The sequence below is a fragment of the Pseudomonas sp. SMSB3 genome (assembly GCF_052041965.1).
Taxonomy (GTDB): Bacteria; Pseudomonadota; Gammaproteobacteria; order Pseudomonadales; family Pseudomonadaceae; genus Aquipseudomonas.
This window is the reverse complement of record NZ_JBKGGV010000013.1, coordinates 87657-105915: the sequence shown is the minus strand read 5'-3', so window position 1 is coordinate 105915 and position 18259 is coordinate 87657. Positions and strand designations below refer to the sequence as shown.

Sequence of the window (18259 nt, the reverse complement as noted above, 5' to 3'; positions counted from 1 at the left end):
GCGATCTGAGCTTGCGGCTATTTGCGGGCAACGAGCGTGGCGCGCAGTGGGGCAGGCAGCCCCTCGATCGTTTTACTGTGATCGTCAGGGTCGAGGAAGTCGCTCAACGACTGGTAACGCATCCACTCAGTGCTGCGTTGCTCGTCGACACTGGTAACGCTGACATCCACGCAGCGCACATCGCTGAAGCCTGCGCGGCGCAGCCAACGTGACAACGCCGGCACCGAGGGCAAGTACCAGACATTGCGCATCTGCGCATAACGGTCTTCAGGCACCAGCACCTGGTTTTCGTCACCTTCGATCACCAGTGTCTCCAGCACCAGTTCGCCCCCCTTGACCAGGCAATCCTTGAGCGCCAGCAAGTGTTCGATCGGCGAGCGGCGGTGATAGAACACGCCCATGGAAAACACCGTGTCGAAGCCCTCCAGGCCCGCTGGCAGCTCCTCCAGGGCGAAGGGCAAGTGCCAGGCGGGCAGCTCGGGCAGGTATTTCTGCACGGCCTGGAACTGGCAGAAGAACAGCCAGTTGGGATCGACGCCGACTACCAGGTCGGCACCGGCGCCGAGCATGCGCCATTGGTAATAGCCATTGCCACAGCCGACGTCGAGCACGCGCTTGCCGCGCAGATCCAGGTGCGGGCTGACCCGCGACCATTTCCAGTCCGAGCGCCATTCGGTGTCGACGTGGACCCCGAACAGGTCGAACGGGCCCTTGCGCCAGGGCGACAGGCCCATCAGTGCCTGACGCATCTGCACGCGGCTGGCGTCGTCGCACCGGCAATCCAGGCGCAGGCCGTTGACCAGGTCTATCTCGCTGGGTGTGAGGGCCGGCAGCGCCTGCAGCGCACCACGCCAGCGGTCGAGATCGCCGTGGCCTTTTTCCAGCTTGTTGTCGAGTTGTGCTTGCAGGCCTTGCGACCAGTTAGCCAGGGGCGTGCCGGCAAGACGCCGCACCAGTGGGGACAGATCGATCATGGCAGGGCTATCAGCGAGGCAAAGTTGAGGCATTGGAACCACGGCACCACCTTGCTGAAGCCGGCCGCGTAGAGGCGCTCCTGGTGGGCGTGCAGGGTGTCGGGCTTCATCACGTTTTCGATGGCGCTGCGCTTCTGGGCGATTTCCAGTTCGCTGTAGCCATTGGCCCGTTTGAAATCCAGGTGCAAGTCGTTGAGCAGGGCATGTTCATCGGCGTCGGCGAAGCGCAGTTTTTCCGAGAGAATCAACGCGCCGCCCGGCAGCAGGGCCTGGCGAATCTGCGTGAGCAGGGCCAGGCGTTGTTCGGGGGCGATGAATTGCAGGGTGAAATTCATCGCCACCACCGAGGCCGGCTGCAGCGCCAGGCTGAGGATATCGGCCTCGAGCACCTCGACCGGCAGCAACTCCTGGAACATCGAGTCCTGGGCGGTGAGGTACTGGCGGCAGCGTTCGACCATGGCGGCCGAATTGTCCACCGCGATCACCCGGCAACCCTCGCTGCGCACATGGCGGCGCAAGGCCTGAGTGACTGCGCCGAGGGACGCGCCCAAGTCATACAGCGCGGTGTTCGGCTGGGCGAAGCGGGCCGCGAGCACGCCAAGGTTTTCGACGATGGTCGGGTAACCCGGCACCGAGCGCTTGATCATGTCCGGGAACACGCGCACCACGTCTTCGTTGAACACGAAGTCAGGGACCTGCTCCAGAGGTTGGGCGAATAGGCGGTCGGGTTGTTTGCTCACGGTGAATCCAGGCGGCTTGCGACATGCAGGGCCGGCATTCTAGCCAAACCGCGCGGATGATGCATGGTTGCCTGACCAGCGCTGAGCGCTCAATGGACCCGAATGGCGCAATCGAAGCTCTGCACGGGGCGAACTTCCGGAGCCCAAGGCTGCTGATAGACCAGCACCAGCTGGCCGTTGCCTGCCGCGCGGGCCTGGAAGCGCCAGGTGGAAACCCCCGAACTGCCGACCAGGCCTGCGTCTTCCGGCGTGCTGTAGACCTCCGGGCCGAGGCTTTGCAGCACCGACGAGGCCGGGTTTTGCACGAGCCAGCGATAGCCGGTGGTGGGGTTACTGGGCAGGGTCAAGGTCAGGGTCTGGCCGACCTGCAAGCGCGCGGGGCACTCGCTGTCGGCATCCAGTTCGACGGTTTGCGAGCGCTGCTGGGCGCAGGCCCCGAGCAGCGCCAGGCTCAGGGGAAGAAGCAGACGCAGGGCAGTCATGGTAGCTCCTAGGCAGGTGAAGACCCGAGGATAACCGATGATCGAGGGATTTGGCGTGACTTTGCGCAATGCCGCGACCGTTGCCTCATTGTTTTCAGTCGTAGTGGGAACGCCAGCGCGGCGCTCCCACGTGTCGGTTAGCGGTCAGAACAATACCTTGGCCACGTCAGCGAAGCGCTTGGCGAAATGCACTGTCAGGCCCTCACGCAGGTACTCCGGCAGTTCCTCGAAATCGCCGCGATTGGGCTCTGGCAGAATCAGCTCGAAGATCTTCTGCCGACGCGCCGCAATCACCTTCTCACGCACGCCGCCAATGGGGAGAACCTGGCCGGTCAAGGTCAGTTCGCCGGTCATGGCCACGCCTTTTTTCGGCGCTTGATCACGGGCCAGCGACAGCAGGGCGCTGGCCATGGTGATACCGGCACTCGGGCCGTCCTTGGGCGTGGCGCCTTCGGGTACGTGCAGATGGATGAAAGCTTCGTCGAAGAACGTCGGATCCCCGCCGAATTGCGTGAGGTTAGAACTCACGTAGCTGTAGGCGATTTCCGCAGATTCTTTCATCACGTCACCGAGCTTGCCGGTGAGCTTGAAGCCGCGGTTAAGGGTGTGGATACGCGTCGCCTCGATCGGCAGGGTCGCACCGCCCATGCTGGTCCAGGCCAAGCCGGTGATGACGCCCTTGCCCGCCAGCACCTGCTCACTGCGAAACACCGGCATGCCCAGGGCGGTTTCCAGGTCTTTGTTGCCGATCTTGAGCTTGGCGTCAGGGTTGTCGATCAACTTGACCACCGCCTTGCGCACCAGTTTGCCTAGCTGTTTTTCCAGCTGGCGTACGCCGGCTTCACGGGCGTAGCCCTCGATCACCAGGCGCAGCGCGGTGTCGCTGATGCTCAGGCTGGTCTTGGCGACGCCAGCCTTGGCCAGTTGCTTGGGCCACAGGTGGCGCTTGGCGATGGCCAGTTTTTCTTCGGTGATGTAGCCGGAGAGGCGAATCACTTCCATCCGGTCGAGCAAGGGGCCTGGGATCGAGTCCAGCGTGTTGGCCGTGCACACGAACAGCACCTTGGACAGGTCCAGGCGCAAGTCCAGGTAGTGATCGAGGAAGTCGACGTTCTGTTCCGGATCGAGGGTTTCGAGCAGCGCCGACGCCGGATCACCCTGGTAGCTCTGGCCCATCTTGTCGATTTCGTCGAGCATGATCACCGGATTCATCACCTCGACGTCCTTCAGGGCCTGCACCAACTTGCCCGGCTGGGCACCGATGTAGGTGCGACGATGGCCCTTGATCTCCGCCTCATCGCGCATGCCGCCGACGCTGAAACGGTAGAACGGTCTGCCCAGGGACTCGGCGATGGATTTGCCGATGCTGGTCTTGCCCACGCCAGGCGGGCCCACCAGCAGCACGATCGAGCCGCTGATTTCGCCTTTCCAGGCGCCCACGGCGAGGAATTCGAGGATGCGTTCCTTGATGTCGTCCAGGCCGGCATGGTGCTGGTCGAGAATCTTGCGTGCATGCTTGAGGTCGAGCTTGTCCTTGCCGTACACGCCCCAGGGCAGGGCAGTGGCCCAGTCCAGGTAGTTGCGGGTCACCGCGTATTCGGGGGATCCGGTCTCGAGGATGGCCAGCTTGCCCATCTCTTCGTCGATGCGTTTGCGCGCCTGCTCGGGCAGGGTCTTGTCCGCCAGGCGCTGCTCGAACTGTTCCAGATCGGCGCTGCGGTCGTCCTTGGTCAGGCCCAGCTCCTGCTGGATGACCTTGAGCTGCTCCTTGAGGAAAAACTCGCGCTGGTGCTCGCCGATCTGCCGGTTGACCTCGGCCGAGATCTCGTTCTGCAGGCGTGCCACCTCGACTTCCTTGCGCAGCATGGGCAGGACTTTCTCCATGCGTTTGAGCATAGGCACGCAATCGAGCACCTCCTGCAGCTGGTTGCCCGTGGCGGAGGTCAGCGCGGCGGCGAAATCGGTGAGTGGCGAGGGGTCGTTGGGGCTGAAGCGATTGAGGTAGTTCTTGAGTTCTTCGCTGTACAGCGGGTTGAGCGGCAGCAGCTCCTTGATCGCGTTGATCAACGCCATGCCGTAGGCCTTGACCTCGTCGGTCGGCTCGGCAGGTTGGCGCGGATACTCGACCTCGACCAGGTAGGGCGGCCGGTGATGCTTGAGCCAGGTGCGGATACGCACGCGGGTCAGGCCCTGGGCGACAAATTGCAGCTTGCCGTTTTCGCGGCTGGCGTGGTGCACCTTGACCAGCGTGCCGTACTCAGGCAACGCAGAGGTATCGAAATGCCGATGGTCTTCGGGCGGGGTGTCCATGAAGAACAGCGCCAGCGAGTGATGGTCGGTCTTGGCCACCAGGTCGAGCGTTTCGGCCCAGGGCTCTTCATTGACGATCACCGGCAGCACTTGCGCAGGGAAGAAGGGGCGGTTGTGAATCGGGATCACATAGACCTTGTCCGGCAGCTGCTGGCCGGGCAGGGCAAGGGCATGGCCGGGAAGGGCCTGGGTGTCGGGTGGTTCTACTGCGCTGTGTTCGTCGGGTTGATCCGGCAAATCCTGCTGGTCGCTCATGGGGCACCTGCGTCAATGACTATGGTGCTTAGATGGGGCAGAGCGGCAGGGGTTTCAAGCTTCAAGCTGCAAGCTTGAAGCTGCAAGACAGAAGCGCATCCGCTTTTGCTTGCAGCCCGCCGCTTGCAGCCCGCCGCTTAGTCCCGAAGTTTGTAAGCGATGATGTAATCGCCCATGGTGGTGCCGAGCGAGCCATGGCCGCCGGCCACGATCAGCACGTATTGCTTGCCATCCTTGCCGGTGTAGGTCATCGGAGTGGCCTGGCCGCCTGCTGGCAGGCGCGCTTTCCACAGCTCCTTGCCGTCGTTCACGTCATAGGCACGCAGGTACTGGTCCAAGCTGCCGCTGAGGAAGCCGACGCCGCCAGCGGTGACGATCGAGCCGCCCATGCTCGGTACGCCGACCGGCATGCCGATCGGGATCGGGGTGCTGTCACGGGTGGTGCCGTTCTTGCGCTTCCAGACCACCTTGTTGGTGAACAGATCGATCGCCGCGACGTAGCCCCAGGCCGGCGCCTGGCATGGCACGCCCAGGGGCGACATGAACGGATGCATGGTGACTGCGTAGGGTGCGCCGGTGTTGGGCTGCACGCCGCTGGTTTCGCTCTCGCGCTTGCTCCCGGCCGCGACTTGCTCACGTGGCACCATCTTCGACACGAAGGCCATGTAGTTCGGCGAGGTGAACAGCAGCTGGCGTACCGGGTCGACCGACACGCTGCCCCAGTTGAACACGCCCACGTTACCCGGATAGATCAGGCTGCCTTGCTCGGACGGTGGCGTGTACTGGCCTTCGTAGCGCAGCTCGCGGAACTGGATGCGGCACAGCATCTGGTCGAACGGCGTAGCGCCCCACATGGCCTGTTCGGTCAGTTCAGGGCCGAGCAGGTTGAGGTCCGAACGCGCCTGGGTCGGCGCGGTGTGGTCGCCTTTGACCGCACCTTGCGGCACCGGAATCTCGCGGATCGGTACGATCGGGGTGCCGTCGCGGCGGTCGAGCACGTACAGGCTGCCCTGTTTGGTCGGCACGATGATCGCAGGCTTTACGCCGTCTTGAGTCTTCAGGTGAACCAAGGTCGGCTGGCTGCCGACATCCATGTCCCACAGGTCATGGTGAGTGAACTGGTAGTTCCAGCGCGCCTTGCCGGTAGCCAGGTCCAGAGCGACGACACCAGCGCTGTATTTTTCAGCACCCGGGGTACGATCGGCGCCCCACTGGTCTGGCGTCTGGTTGCCCAGCGGCAGGTAGACCATACCCAGTTCTTCATCGACGCTGGCCAGCGACCACATGTTCGCCGAGTTGCGGCTGTACAGCTTGCCGGGTGCCAGCGGCTGGGTGTCGTCGGGATTGTCGCTGTCCCAGTTCCACACCAGGCGACCATCGTGCACGTCGTAGGCGCGGATGACGCCCGAGGGCTCGTTGGTTGACTCGTTATCGGTGACATGGCCGCCGATGATCACCAGGCTGCGCGTTACCGCCACCGGCGAGGTGGAGTAGTAGCCACCCGCGGTGAACGGGCCGATACCGGTCGTCAGGTCGATCGCGCCCTGATTGGCGAAGCCTTCGCAAACCTTGCCGTTGTCGGCATTGATGGCGATCAGGCGCGCGTCGGCGGTCGGCAGGTACAGGCGGCGTGGGCATGCCTGTGCTACCGCCTGGCCGGCGTCGGAGACCTTCGGTGCCGGGCTGCCGTCGCGGCTGACATAGCTGTTTTCGTCGTAGTACGAAACGCCGCGGCAGGTCATGTGGGCAAAGCCCTTGAAGGTGCCGACCGGCGTCTTGATCTGCGGGTCGTAGCGCCAGATTTCGGCACCGGTATCCGGATCAAGGGCCAATACCTTGCTGTGCGCGGTGCACGCATAGAGCATGCCGTTGGCTTTGAGCGGGGTATTTTCGTTGGTCAGTTCCACCGGATCGTTGTCGGTGGGCAGGTCGCCGGTGCGAATGCGCCAGGCCTCTTCCAGGCGATAGGCATTCTGCGCGGTGATCTGGCGCAGCGGCGAGTAGCGATGACCGTGCTCGGTGCGTCCATAGGCCTGCCAGTCGCCATCGGGCATGGCCGGCGCGGCGCTGCCCATCTCACTGTTGTCACGGCCCAGCTCGCCGAACACTTCACCGGGGTGGGTGAACTGGCTGGCCAGGGCGCAGGCGCCCGACGCCAGCACCGCAACGCTCAGCAGTGCGGTATTGGCTTTGGCGCCGGGGCCGATCAACGGACGACGCGTCCACGGCAGCAGCAATACCACACCGATCGCGAACCAGATGGCCAGGCGCGGCACCAGTTGCCACCAATCCAGGCCGACTTCCAGCAAAGCCCACACCGTGCTGCCCAGCAGCACCAGGCCATACAGGCCCAGGGCCAGGCGTCGTTGTGCCAGCAGCAAGGCGCCAGAAACGGCGAAACCGATGCCGGCAATCAGGTAATACAGCGAGCCGCCGACCTGGCTCAGTTTGATGCCGCCCGCCAGCAGGGCCAGGCCCATCAGCAACAGCAGCACGCCCATCAGGCGCGGTAGCCAGCGGCGTCCTTGTTTGGCACTTTCAGTGCTCATCTTAGGTTCTCCGTTGTGTGAAGGTTGTCAGTGTGCGAAGGGTTAGAACGTGCTTTGAATCTTGAGACCGCCGACCAGCGCGCTGTCGACCTGCGACACCCCACCTGGATGGCGGATGTATTGCAGGTTCGGGCGCACCGTGAGCCAGTCGGCCAGATGAATGCCGTAATAGAGTTCGGCGCTGTACTCGGTGTCTTGCACCGGCAAGTAGCCAGGATTGTCGTAGTCGTCCAAGCCTGCCGCCTGGTTGGCCAGGCGCGCATTCTTGCGGTAGGCCGGGTTGGCGTGCACGCGGGCGACGGCAAAGCCGATGTCGTCCTTGGCGCGGGCGTCGAGAAGGCCTTTGTAAACCAGTCCAGCCTGAACGTAGTTGTCGATGACATTGGTTTTCTTGTCGTGCACCGTGGCGTTGGCGAACACGCTCAGGCCACGTGACTGGTCCGATGCCAGCGAGGTCACTTGCTGCTGGGCGCCAAGCCACATGCCGTGCTTGCTCGAACTGCTGCGGTAGGCGGCGCCACTGAGGGCGGCCGGCTGGCCGTTGCGGTCGTTGAGAACATCCTGGGCGTTGGCACTACTGTAGTAGTAGCCGGCGCGATATTCCCCCTTCAGACCTTGGATGCGTGGCGCCCACACCAGTTCGATCGGCATGACCGCGCCCTGGGTGCCGCTGCCGCTGAGCTTGAAACCGTTGCCCGATTGCAGGTTCGACGGGTTCTGCTCGTACACCCCGACCTGGGCGTACAACGCTGGGCTGAGGTTGTAGCGCACCCGCAGCGCCCATTGGCTGACCGGCCAGTTGTACCAGATGCCGCCCACCCAGTTGCCCACCTGGGAGCCGCAGAACGCCAGGTTCTGGAAGTCGCACGGGAAGCTGTTGAAGTCTTCACCTTCGCCAAAGCGGCCGAATTTCACGTCCAAGGCGCCGTCGAAATACTTTTGCTTGATCCACATTTGCGTCAGTCGCCAGGTTTCGCCCCGGCCCCAGACTTCCTGTGCCGAGGTGAAGCCACCGACGCGTGGGTCATTGATGCGGTCGTTGCTGATGTTGTCGCCGTGCCGTTCGGTCACGGTGAGCTGAAATTCGCTGTCGTGCCAACCGAGGATCTTCTGCAGGTCCAAGTGGCTAGTGAAGCTGAACTGATCGCTGTAGCGCGCGGTACGCTCGTGGTCATAACCGCCGTGCAGGTTGCTGCCCATCTCGCCGGTGTAGCCAAAGGTGAAGTCGTAGCCTTGTTCGAGCAGCTCACTGCGGCTACCGCCCCAGTCGCCGAACATCCATGGGGAATCCTGGGCGAATGGCTCGCTGGCATTGGCCGCGGCGCACAGTGAAACGGCCAGGGTAGTGGCTGCAAGGTGGGTGTAACGAATGTAAGGCAGTGGCATGAGGTAGCGCTGTCTTTTAATAATCGAGGAAACGGCGAACGCACCAATGAGCGTGCCCATCGATGCATCGAATAACGGGGAAGTGGCTGGTGAAGCGATTCAGCCAAGGGGCGGGGAGGATATAGGGGAAGCGCGTGGAAAAAAAGACAATTTGTCGCAGGGGATTGTTACCGTTGCGGCAACAGTAGTCTCGCGGGCAGCCAGTGCGTTGCCCGCGAGCCTCGTGGTGCTTAGAACGTAGTGCGCAAGCCGACTTCGACGCTGCGCCCTGGCGCCGGTGCGATGTCGCGCAGGATGGAACTGGCATAGCGCACGGTCTGATCGGTGAGATTTTCACCGCGCACGAATGCCAGCCACTGGCTTTGGCCGACATCGAAGCGATAGCCGACGCTGGCACCCAAGGTGGTATAGCCGTCGGTGCTGGTTTCGTTGGCCGGGGTGCGGTGCTGCCCAGCCGCGTACTGCACGTCGACCCGCGCCTGCCAGCGCTCCAGCTCCCAGACCAGGCCGCTGTTCAAGCGCAGTGGGGCAATGCGCGGCAGCGGTTGGCCATTGTCGAGGTTCTTCGCCCGGGTGTAGTCGCCAGAGAGCTCCAGCGCGAAACTGCCGTAGCGATTTTGCGCCAACTGCCAGCGATCCTGCGCCTCGATACCGTAGAAGCGCGCACGCACGCCTTGGTATTGATACTCGGGGAAGCCGCCCTCGTCATGCTCGTGATCGTGATCGTGATCGTGGTCGTGCTCATCGTCATCATGATCATGATCGTGCCCTTCGCGCAGATTGCCGGTGCCGATCAAGCCGATGTAGTTGCGAAAGTGACTGTAGAACACCCCGACACTGCCCTTGTGCGTGCCATTGTCGAAGCGCAGCGCCAGGTCGGTGGAAATGGCTTTTTCCTTGTTCAGGCTGGCGTCGCCGACCTCATAGGCCCCGGTGGCCACGTGAGCGCCATTGGCGTAAAGCTCATAGAAAGTCGGCGCTCGCTCGGTGTACGCCAGGTTGGCGGCCAGCGACCACACCGGATCGAGCTGATACACCGCACCTGAGGACAGGCTGAAGGCGTTGAAGCTGCTGCTGCCGTCGGCACCGGCGAAGGTCTCGTTGCCCTTGGCATCGGGCTCGACCCGGGTGTGCTCCAGCCGCGCCCCCAGGCTCAGATCCAGACGCTCGGTCGCCTGCCATTGTTCGAGCATGAACAGCGCCAGGCTATCGGTATCGGTGTGCGGGACGAAGGCTTCTTCACCCAAGGCGGAGAATTGGTTGCGGCTGACCTGCGCCCCGACCACGCCTTGCAGCGGCCCGAGCGGCTGGTGACGTGCCTCTATGCGGGCCTCATAGCCCTTGTTCTTGAAGGTGGTGTGCACCTCGCCTTGTTCAATCTCGCTATGTTGGTAGTCGGTGTAGCCGGCATCGAGCTTGACCGAACTGAACGGGCCGTCCAGATCGCGCAGTTCCGACGCAAACGCGTAGTGGTCCTGCTTCATGTCCAGGCGCACGCCGGATTCAGCGACCGAGCCGTAGTTGCTGTCATAGCGGCTGTAGGACAAGCCCGCATAGCCATGCTCCCAGTTGTAGGAGCCGCCGAGCGCGCCGCCATCCTGGCGACCGTCGCTGTTTTCCAGGCGGTGGCGGCTACCCGCGGCGTCGGCGTCGCGCACTTTGCTGCTAAGGGCGTAGCCGGGGATGCGCAAGTCGTTGAACTGGCGGCTGTTGGCATCCAGGTGCAAAGCGAAGGTGCCGTCGCCGGCTTCCAACTTGCCGGCGCTGCTGCGCGTGGTGTCGGCGCCACCGTAACGCAGTTCGCCCGCGCCGTGGATGCCGTCGATCGGCGCGTCGGGAATGCGGTTGTCAAACGTGTTGACCACGCCGCCAATCGCACTGCCGCCGTACAGCAGCGCCGCAGGGCCGCGGACGATCTCGACGCGCTCGACGCTGACCGGATCCAGCGGCACGGCGTGGTCGTAGGACAGCGCCGAAGCGTCGAGGGCGCCGACTCCGTTGCGCAGGATGCGAATCCGGTCGCCGTCCAGGCCACGGATCACTGGCCGGCTGGCGCCTGGGCCGAACCAGGTAGAGGCGACGCCAGGTTGCTTGTTCAAGGTTTCACCGAGACTGGCGTGCTGCTGTTGCAGCAGGTCGTCGCCTTCGAGCAAGGTGCTGGGGGTTGCCAGTTGAGCGTTGCCCAGGGGGTTGGCAGTGATCACTTGAGGTTGCAGTTCCACGGCGTGGCTCGGCAGGGAGGCCAGCCACAGCGCAGCAGCGAGAGGGGAGAGGCGAAGCGGTATGTGCAGCATGGGGATGAGGCGTTCCTTGGCAGATGCTTTTATGTTGTTACAATATAACATCACTATTTCAGCACAGAAGGTTTTGCCCCTGCCAGCGGTTTTTCAGCGCGCAACGCGCGCCCCACCCATCACTACACTGGTGTAAGGTGCGCATCTTTCCCACGGAGCACTGGCATGAGCACGGCCCACCACAACGCGCTGCACGGCAAGACCCTCGAACAGATCCTCACTGAACTGGTGGCGCACTACCAATGGCAGGGGTTGGCCGAACGCGTGGACGTGCGCTGCTTCAAGAGCAATCCGAGCATCAAGTCGAGCCTGACGTTCTTGCGCAAGACGCCCTGGGCGCGGGAGAAGGTCGAGCAGCTGTACATCAAGCTGCAGCGCCAGGCCTGACGTGCCTAAACGTCCCTGGCTGACGGCGATGGCGTTGCTCGGCTGGTTCGCCCTGGCGATCCAGGTCTATCTGGTGCTGCTGGACCGCTGGCAAGAGCAGGCCAGCCTGATCGGCGGGCTGATCAACGTCTTCGGTTACTTCACGGTACTGACCAACACCCTGGTGACCACGGTGCTGAGCTATGCCGGGTTCGGCCGTGAGTCAGCCGCCAAGCGCTTCTTTCTCTCGCCTGTGGTCAGCTCGGCGATCGCTGCCAGCATCATTCTGGTGGCCCTGGCCTACAGCGTGCTGCTGCGCCACCTGTGGCATCCCGAAGGCTGGCAGTGGCTGGCCGATGAGCTGCTGCACGATGTCATGCCTGCCTTGTTCACCCTGTATTGGTGGCGCGAAGTGCCCAAGGGCAGCCTGCGCTGGCGCCATCTGGCGCTGTGGGCGCTGTACCCGGCGGTGTATTTCGTCTATGCGCTGTGGCGTGGCAGTGAAATCGGCGTCTATGCCTACCCGTTCATCGACGTGGCCAGCTTGGGCTACGGGCAGGTGATGCTCAACGCCCTGGGCGTACTGGCGGGGTTCTGGGCCATCGCGCTGGTGCTGCTGGGGCTTGATCGGTGGCGTGGCCACCGATAGGCCAGGTCACTCGTCGTCTGCACTGCCTTCTGCGCGCCAGTAGGCGGCGGCCTTGAGGGCATCTTCGGCTACGCCCTTGTCGAGCAGCAAGGCCTTGGCCTGGCGGGTCAAGGATTTTTCCAGCGCTACCCAGCTGTAAAGCTTGCCTGCTGGCAGTTCCAGGCTGCGCAGCCGTGCCAGCAGGTCTTCGCTGCGGGGTATCCAGATCACTTCGACCTCGGCGGCGCTTGGCAACGGTTGGCGTTCCAGGTCATTTTCGATCTGGATCAGCGCCAGCACACGACGCCCAGCGGCCAGCGCTTGCAAGCGCCGGCCAATGGCGGGCATGGCCGTCTCGTCACCGATCAGCAAGTAGCTGTCGAAGATATCCGGCACCACCAGCGAGGCCCGCGGACCTGCGATGTTCAGCGTCTGGCCAGGCGCAGCCTGAGCCGCCCAGGTCGAGGCAGGGCCGTCGCCGTGCAGCACGAAGTCGATGTCCAGTTCATTGGCATCCAGGTCGATCCGGCGCGGTGTGTATTCGCGCATGGTCGGCCGAACTGCGCCATCACGGCCCAGACCGCGGGCGTCGATGGCCTGCTGTTGCTCGGCGGATTCGGCAAACAGCAGCTTGATGTGATCATCGCTCCCCAGGCTGGTGAAACCCTGCAGCTCAGGGCCGCCCAAGGTGATGCGGCGCATGCGCGGGGTGAGGTCGGTGACCCGCAGCACCTGCAGGCGGCGCTGGCGGATTTCATGGTTGACGCGATGGATGGAGTCACTCATGGGGGTTCTCCTTGACGGGATCGGCCGGCGCGCAGGCGATGGCCTTGGCGGTGTCGTTGAGCAGGCTGCGCACGCGCTCGATTTCTTCGGGGGTCCAGCGTCCGCTGTGCATGTGCAGGGCGTGGCGCAGGTTGCCCACCGCTTCATGGATTTGCGGCGGACGGTCGTGCCCACGCAGGGCGCGCTTGCTGACTTCAATGCGCATGCGCACGCCCTCCAGCGCCACCGCCTGATCGACAAGGGCACTGCGCCCGGCAGCGGTGATGGTGTACAGGCGCTTGCTGCCCTGCACCTGGCCGCTGATCAACTCGGCTTCTTCGAGAAAATTCAGCGTGGGGTAGATCACCCCAGGGCTTGGCGTGTAACTGGCGTCGAACAGGTTCTCGATCTGCCGGATCAAGTCATAGCCATGGCCGGGTTGCTCGGCGAGCATCGACAGCAGCAACAACTTGAGGTCGCCTGGGGCGAATACGCGTGGCCCGCGCTCGCCGCGGCCGGGGCGACGCTCGAACGGGTCATGGGTGGGGTGCTCACGCATGTGCAGGTCCTGTGTTCAGATATATCGCAAGATATTACTCAAGATATATCTAAACACAACCCGGCAAATGCCGATGATTATCATCTACGTTTTAGATGTGTCGCTGCCCTGCATGGCCACTTGCGGCGCTTTGCATTGATTCGGGTTGCCTGGCTGCAAGTAAGGCATGAGGATCGGCGCCATGCCCTTGAGCACCTGCACTGGCAGGGCCGAGGTGAATTTGAAGGCTTCGGCCGAGCGCCCCGGCACAAAGGCGGTGAGGGTGCCGAAGTGGTTGTCGCCGAGGAAGAACACGAACGTGGCAGTCCGATTGAGCGAGCGTGAGCCGATCAACCGGCCACCCGCGCCAAAACTCTCTATGCGGTTGTCGCCGGTGCCGGTTTTGCCGCCCATCACCAGAGGTGTGCCGTCATCGAGCTTGAAACTGCCGGAAATGCGCCGTGCCGTGCCGGCATCGACCACTTGCGACATTGCCCCCTTGAGCGCCCGCGCCACTTCGACCGGCAGAATCCGCACGCCTCGGTCCGGGTCGCTGATCAGTTTGGTCTCATAGGGAGTGGCGGCGGCGAAATGCAATGTGTCGATGCGCAGCGTCGGCAGGCGCACGCCGTCGTTCTGAATGATGCCTACCAGCTCCGACAGCGCTGCCGGGCGGTCACCCGAGCTGCCGATGGCGGTGGCCAGCGACGGCACCAGGTGGTCGAACGGATAACCCACACGTTTCCAGCGCTGGTGAATGTCGAGGAAGGCCTCGATTTCAACCATGGTCCGGATACGGCTGTCGCGAGCGCCTTGATGACGGCTCTTGAACAGCCAGCTGTAGACTTCCTGGCGCTCGAAGCGGCTGGCGTTGACCATTTCGCTCAAGGTGGAGCTTGGGTTTTTCAGCAGGTAGCCGAGCAGCCACAGGTCCAGTGGATGCACTTTGGCGATGTATCCTTGATCGGGCAGGTCATACTTGCCCGGCCCGTAGGCCTCGTACATCTGCGCCAGCTTGCCGTCGTTGAGCTTGCTCAAAGCCGCGCGGTCATCCTTGCTGTGGGCACGCACGAAGGCATTGAAGGTTTCCTGGCCGGCCTCGGGGAACAGATAGCGGTGCACTGCAGCCAGGCGCTGGGGCGTGGCGCGCATGCTGTCGAGGAAGGTGTCCAGGCGTTGCTGGGAAGTCTTGCGCTGGTACTTCTTCCAGAAGCGCATCAGGTAACTGGTGCCTTCCTTGTCGGCAAAGCGCGCCAGGTATTCCTGGCGTCGCGGGTCCGAATCATCCTTGAGCAGCGGTACGCGGTTGTAGGGCTGCTGGTAGGTCACATAACGCACCAGGTCGCGCATCAGACGAATGAAGGGCAGGTTGATCGATTCGCGCAGGGCATCCTTCAAAGTAGGATTGCGGCCGTTGTCTTCCTTGCGGAAGTTGTTGAACACATGCATGCCGCCGCCGGTGAAGAAGGCCTCGCCGGTATTGGCCGAGTACTTGCGCTCCAGCGCCGCATCGAGCATGGCGTCAAGGTTCTGGTTCCTGCTGTTCTGTGCCAGCCACTCCAGCGACCACTGGCTGATGCGATCGAGCTCGGCCACATCGACTTTTTTCAACTCGGCCACCGGTTTGCCCGCGTATCTGTCGTGCAGCTCGGCAATGATCTCCAGGTAGGTGGTGAGCACCCGCAGCTTGGCCGTGGAGCCCAGCTCCAGCTTGCTGCCCTCGTTGATGTCGAAAGGCTGGTTGGTGCTGTCGGTCTGCACCCGGACGCGCGAGCCGTCGGCAGTGCGTTCGAACAGGGTGAAGCTGTAGCTCACCTGGTCGGTGGTCTTGGCGGTCAGCAGGCGTTCACCGATCAGGCCGATCTGCGCGGCGAATTCGGGGTCAGCGAGGTTCTTCAGGTACTGGCTGACTTGCAACTGCAGGTCGGCCTGCAGCGTGCTGGTCGCCGACAGGTCCAGGCGGTCGAGGTCGTAGAGGGGACGGTTGAGCATCGCCGCCAGGCGATTGCGCGCCAGGCTGATGCCCTTGTTGGTGACGATCGGCACGATGGTCGGCTGCGCTACCCAGTCACGGTACACCGCCTTGCTGGCCAGCGCGGCGTCGGCCAGCGGCTGCTCGATGACCTTGCTCGCGGCCAGCACGCGGATGTGCGCGTCGGTCAGCTCGGCCAGCTCCACGCGGCCTTTGGACAGATAGTGGGACGGCCGGCGCTGGGCAATCATCAACGACAGCACCTCGCGCAAGGCCAGACCGCGTGCGGCCATGCTCTGCGGATCACTGGCGGTCGAGGTCAGGACCTTGTTGACCTCATCGAAGTCGGCGCCGTACCACACCCGCAGACCCTCGGCCATGCCATGCACTTCACCATGCCCAGGCACCGCCGACAACGGCACGCTGTTGAGGTAATCACGCACGATGCGCTGGCGCGCTTGGGTAGTGTCCGGGCCGCCCTGGTAGGCCCGAACGCTCGCCGAGATCATCTGGCGGATCTTTTCGCCACCGCTGACCGTCAGCCCGTCCGGCGAATGGCGGTATTTTTCCAGCTGGGTCGCCAGGGTACTGCCACCTGCCGACTGCCCTGGCAGGGCCAGGTACTTGGCGACCTGGCTATAGGCAGCCTTGGCGAAGCGCGGCCAGTCCACGGCCGGGTTGTTCTTCACGTCCTGGGTGTCGAGCAGGTCGCGGTTTTCGATGAACAGCAGGCTGTTGACGATCACCGGCGGAATCGACGCGAAGTTCGGGTACAGGTGCTGGGGATAGTTGTACTGATAGAGCATGTCGCCGCGGCAATCGGTGATCGCCAGCCCGGCCTGGATCTTCTCGATGTAGGGCGCGAACAGGCCATGATCGACATAGCGCATCAAGGCTGGGGAGAACTGCACCTGCTCGCTGATCAGATAATCGCGCTTGAGCAGGCGTGGCAGGAATTCGCCCAGCGCGCTGTAACCCAGGCGCTTGTCGAACGGGCCTTCACCTGGATAGACGATGGCGTCGCTGGGACCGGGTTGCAGCGAGTAGGTCAGGGTCGCCGCCAGTTTGCTGAACTCGCGCGATTGCAGCTCGGAGCTGCGAAACTCGTCATAAGCGGCAATGCCGATGGCGATCAGGGCCAGCAACAGGATCAACACGATCAGCCGCCACCACAGCCTGCGTTTACGCGGGGAAGGCGGTTGTGGTGGAGTGGCCTGCGCTGATTCAGGTGCTTGCGTTCTGGGTGGTTCCGATTGCCACAGTGCGCCCATAATCTTCTATCCGGCCAAATATTTTCGTCCTGCTTGCGTGAAGCTTAGACGTTGACGGGCCGAGGTGAAAAATTTGTCGAAAGGCCACTGCCGTGGCCCCGGACAGCCTCAGGCGGCCGCTTCGCTGTGCGGCTCGAAGCTGTCGGCCCGGGCCAGCTGCCACATGCGCGAGTAAAATTCGCCGTCCACCTCGCCGGTCAGCAGCTCGCCGGGCTTGAGGAACACGTGCATCTGCGAGAACAACTTGATCTCGGTGGCCGACACCCGCCGCACCAGGTGCTTGGCCTCCAGCTGCGCCGGGTGTTCCAGGCCTGCGGCGGCGAGCATCTCGGCCAGGGCGCGCAAGGTGTTGTGATGGAAGTTGCGTACCCTCTGGGCTTTGTCGGGCACCACCAGCGCGCGCTGGCGCAGCGGGTCCTGGGTCGCCACGCCGGTCGGGCATTTGTTGGTGTGGCAGCTCTGCGACTGGATGCAGCCGACCGCGAACATGAACCCGCGCGCCGAGTTGGCCCAGTCGGCGCCGATCGCCAGCACGCTGGCGATGTCGAACGCACTGACGATCTTGCCGCTGGCACCGAGCTTGATCTTGTCGCGCAGGTTCAGGCCGACCAAGGTGTTGTGCACGAACAACAAACCTTCGCGCATTGGCACGCCGATATGGTCGGTGAACTCCACGGGCGCGGCACCGGTGCCGCCTTCCTTGCCGTCGACGACGATGAAGTCCGGCACAATGCCGGTTTCCAGCATGGCCTTGGCGATGCCCATGAACTCCCACGGGTGACCCAGGCACAACTTGAAGCCCACCGGCTTGCCCCCAGACAGCTCGCGCAGCTGAGCGATGAACTGCATCAGTTCGAGCGGGGTGGAAAAGGCGCTGTGCCGCGAGGGTGAAATACAGTCTTCGCCCATCGGCACGCCACGGGTTTCGGCGATCTCCTCGCTGACCTTGTGCTTGGGCAGGATGCCGCCGTGGCCAGGCTTGGCGCCCTGGCTCATCTTGATCTCGATCATGCGCACTTGCGGGCTGCGCGCCTGGCTGGCGAAGCGCTCGGGGTCGAAGCGTCCGTCGGCGGTGCGACAGCCGAAGTAGCCGCTACCCAGCTCCCAGACCAGGTCGCCGCCATGTTCCCGGTGGTAAGGGCTGATGCTGCCCTCGCCGGTGTCATGGTGGAAATTGCCCAGCTTGGCGCCTTTGTTGAGGGCGCGAATGGCGTTGGCGCTGAGCGAGCCGAAGCTCATGGCCGAGATGTTGAAGATCGATGCCGAATACGGCTGGCTGCACTGCGGACCGCCGATGGTGATGCGAAAGCTCGCGGGATCAGCCAGCGGGGCCGGGCGCATGGAGTGACCGATGAACTCGAAGCCCGATTGGTACACATCGATCAAGGTGCCAAAGGGTTTGTCCGATACTTCGTTCTTGGCCCGGGCGTAGACCAGCGAGCGCTGCGCCCGCGAGAAGGGCAGGGCATCGCTGTCGGCTTCGAGCAGATACTGGCGGATTTCCGGGCGGATGGCTTCGACCAGGTAGCGGATATTGCCCAGAATCGGGTAATTGCGGCGTACCGCGTGGCGCTGCTGCAGCAGGTCGAACAGACCGATCAGGCTGAGGATCGCCGTGGACAGCGTGAATGGCCAGAGCCATTCATGCTGCACGAACGGCAGGCTTGCCAGGGTGAACAGAACACAGGCTGCGAAGCAGGCGTAACGGCTGAGAAGTGACAGGCTCATA

Annotated in this window: 13 protein-coding genes; 2 read left to right on the top strand and 11 right to left on the bottom strand. The window is 63.4% G+C overall.

What is annotated here, in order from left to right; all coding sequences use genetic code 11:
- Positions 1-17: 17 nt before the first annotated feature.
- The 7 genes from cmoB to ACLEJW_RS19455 form a co-directional block, all read right to left on the bottom strand.
- Complete coding sequence (gene cmoB / locus ACLEJW_RS19485) at positions 18-974, bottom strand: tRNA 5-methoxyuridine(34)/uridine 5-oxyacetic acid(34) synthase CmoB (protein ID WP_145187921.1); 957 nt, start codon at positions 972-974, stop codon at positions 18-20.
- Complete coding sequence (gene cmoA, locus ACLEJW_RS19480; RefSeq protein WP_313294958.1) at positions 971-1714, bottom strand: carboxy-S-adenosyl-L-methionine synthase CmoA; 744 nt, start codon at positions 1712-1714, stop codon at positions 971-973. Before cmoA ends, cmoB begins: the two co-directional genes overlap by 4 nt.
- Before the next feature lie 89 nt (positions 1715-1803).
- Positions 1804-2196, bottom strand: a complete 393-nt coding sequence (locus tag ACLEJW_RS19475) for a protease inhibitor I42 family protein (RefSeq protein WP_440778070.1) — start codon at positions 2194-2196, stop codon at positions 1804-1806.
- Between the two features lie 144 nt (positions 2197-2340).
- Entirely contained in the window at positions 2341-4761 is a 2421-nt protein-coding gene (gene lon / locus ACLEJW_RS19470) for an endopeptidase La (RefSeq protein ID WP_145187905.1), read from the bottom strand.
- A 137-nt stretch (positions 4762-4898) separates the two neighbouring features.
- Positions 4899-7310, bottom strand: a complete 2412-nt coding sequence (locus ACLEJW_RS19465) for a glucose/quinate/shikimate family membrane-bound PQQ-dependent dehydrogenase (RefSeq protein ID WP_440778069.1) — start codon at positions 7308-7310, stop codon at positions 4899-4901.
- 42 nt (positions 7311-7352) lie between these two features.
- A complete protein-coding gene (locus tag ACLEJW_RS19460) occupies positions 7353-8696 on the bottom strand; it encodes a carbohydrate porin (protein WP_440778068.1) in 1344 nt (447 codons plus the stop codon).
- A gap of 230 nt (positions 8697-8926) precedes the next feature.
- Positions 8927-10990: a TonB-dependent receptor gene (locus tag ACLEJW_RS19455; protein WP_440778067.1), complete on the bottom strand. Its 2064-nt coding sequence runs from the start codon at positions 10988-10990 to the stop codon at positions 8927-8929.
- Between the two features lie 165 nt (positions 10991-11155).
- Here ACLEJW_RS19455 and ACLEJW_RS19450 point away from each other — a divergent pair, with 165 nt between their 5' ends.
- Both ACLEJW_RS19450 and ACLEJW_RS19445 read left to right on the top strand, forming a co-directional pair.
- On the top strand, positions 11156-11377 hold the full coding sequence (locus ACLEJW_RS19450) for a VF530 family DNA-binding protein (protein WP_145187896.1): 222 nt from the start codon (positions 11156-11158) through the stop codon (positions 11375-11377).
- A 1-nt stretch (position 11378) separates the two neighbouring features.
- Positions 11379-12005, top strand: coding sequence for a Pr6Pr family membrane protein (locus ACLEJW_RS19445; RefSeq protein WP_313456876.1), 627 nt, complete (start codon positions 11379-11381; stop codon positions 12003-12005).
- Between the two features lie 6 nt (positions 12006-12011).
- Here ACLEJW_RS19445 and ACLEJW_RS19440 read toward each other — a convergent pair whose 3' ends face one another.
- The 4 genes from ACLEJW_RS19440 to ACLEJW_RS19425 all read right to left on the bottom strand — a co-directional run bounded on the left by ACLEJW_RS19440 (position 12012) and on the right by ACLEJW_RS19425 (position 18258).
- Positions 12012-12770, bottom strand: coding sequence for a siderophore-interacting protein (locus ACLEJW_RS19440; protein WP_313456873.1), 759 nt, complete (start codon positions 12768-12770; stop codon positions 12012-12014).
- The gene (locus tag ACLEJW_RS19435) at positions 12763-13308 is read right to left on the bottom strand and encodes a PadR family transcriptional regulator (RefSeq protein WP_145187887.1); all 546 of its coding nucleotides are present in this window, start codon (positions 13306-13308) and stop codon (positions 12763-12765) included. The genes ACLEJW_RS19440 and ACLEJW_RS19435 overlap by 8 nt, the downstream gene beginning before the upstream one ends.
- A gap of 84 nt (positions 13309-13392) precedes the next feature.
- On the bottom strand, positions 13393-16530 hold the full coding sequence (locus tag ACLEJW_RS19430; RefSeq protein ID WP_313456870.1) for a transglycosylase domain-containing protein: 3138 nt from the start codon (positions 16528-16530) through the stop codon (positions 13393-13395).
- 108 nt (positions 16531-16638) lie between these two features.
- Complete coding sequence (locus ACLEJW_RS19425) at positions 16639-18258, bottom strand: FMN-binding glutamate synthase family protein (RefSeq protein WP_313456867.1); 1620 nt, start codon at positions 18256-18258, stop codon at positions 16639-16641.
- Position 18259 lies beyond the last annotated feature (1 nt).

Excerpts from the sequence above, each read along its gene's own strand:
- ACLEJW_RS19430 (WP_313456870.1), bottom strand. The coding sequence starts at position 16,530 with ATGGGCGCACTGTGGCAATCGGAACCACCCAGAACGCAAGCACCTGAA.
- ACLEJW_RS19435 (WP_145187887.1), bottom strand. The coding sequence starts at position 13,308 with ATGCGTGAGCACCCCACCCATGACCCGTTCGAGCGTCGCCCCGGCCGC.
- ACLEJW_RS19475 (WP_440778070.1), bottom strand. The coding sequence starts at position 2,196 with ATGACTGCCCTGCGTCTGCTTCTTCCCCTGAGCCTGGCGCTGCTCGGG.
- ACLEJW_RS19455 (WP_440778067.1), bottom strand. The coding sequence starts at position 10,990 with ATGCTGCACATACCGCTTCGCCTCTCCCCTCTCGCTGCTGCGCTGTGG.
- ACLEJW_RS19460 (WP_440778068.1), bottom strand. The coding sequence starts at position 8,696 with ATGCCACTGCCTTACATTCGTTACACCCACCTTGCAGCCACTACCCTG.
- ACLEJW_RS19425 (WP_313456867.1), bottom strand. The coding sequence starts at position 18,258 with ATGAGCCTGTCACTTCTCAGCCGTTACGCCTGCTTCGCAGCCTGTGTT.
- ACLEJW_RS19440 (WP_313456873.1), bottom strand. The coding sequence starts at position 12,770 with ATGAGTGACTCCATCCATCGCGTCAACCATGAAATCCGCCAGCGCCGC.
- lon (WP_145187905.1), bottom strand. The coding sequence starts at position 4,761 with ATGAGCGACCAGCAGGATTTGCCGGATCAACCCGACGAACACAGCGCA.
- ACLEJW_RS19465 (WP_440778069.1), bottom strand. The coding sequence starts at position 7,310 with ATGAGCACTGAAAGTGCCAAACAAGGACGCCGCTGGCTACCGCGCCTG.
- cmoB (WP_145187921.1), bottom strand. The coding sequence starts at position 974 with ATGATCGATCTGTCCCCACTGGTGCGGCGTCTTGCCGGCACGCCCCTG.
- ACLEJW_RS19450 (WP_145187896.1), top strand. The coding sequence starts at position 11,156 with ATGAGCACGGCCCACCACAACGCGCTGCACGGCAAGACCCTCGAACAG.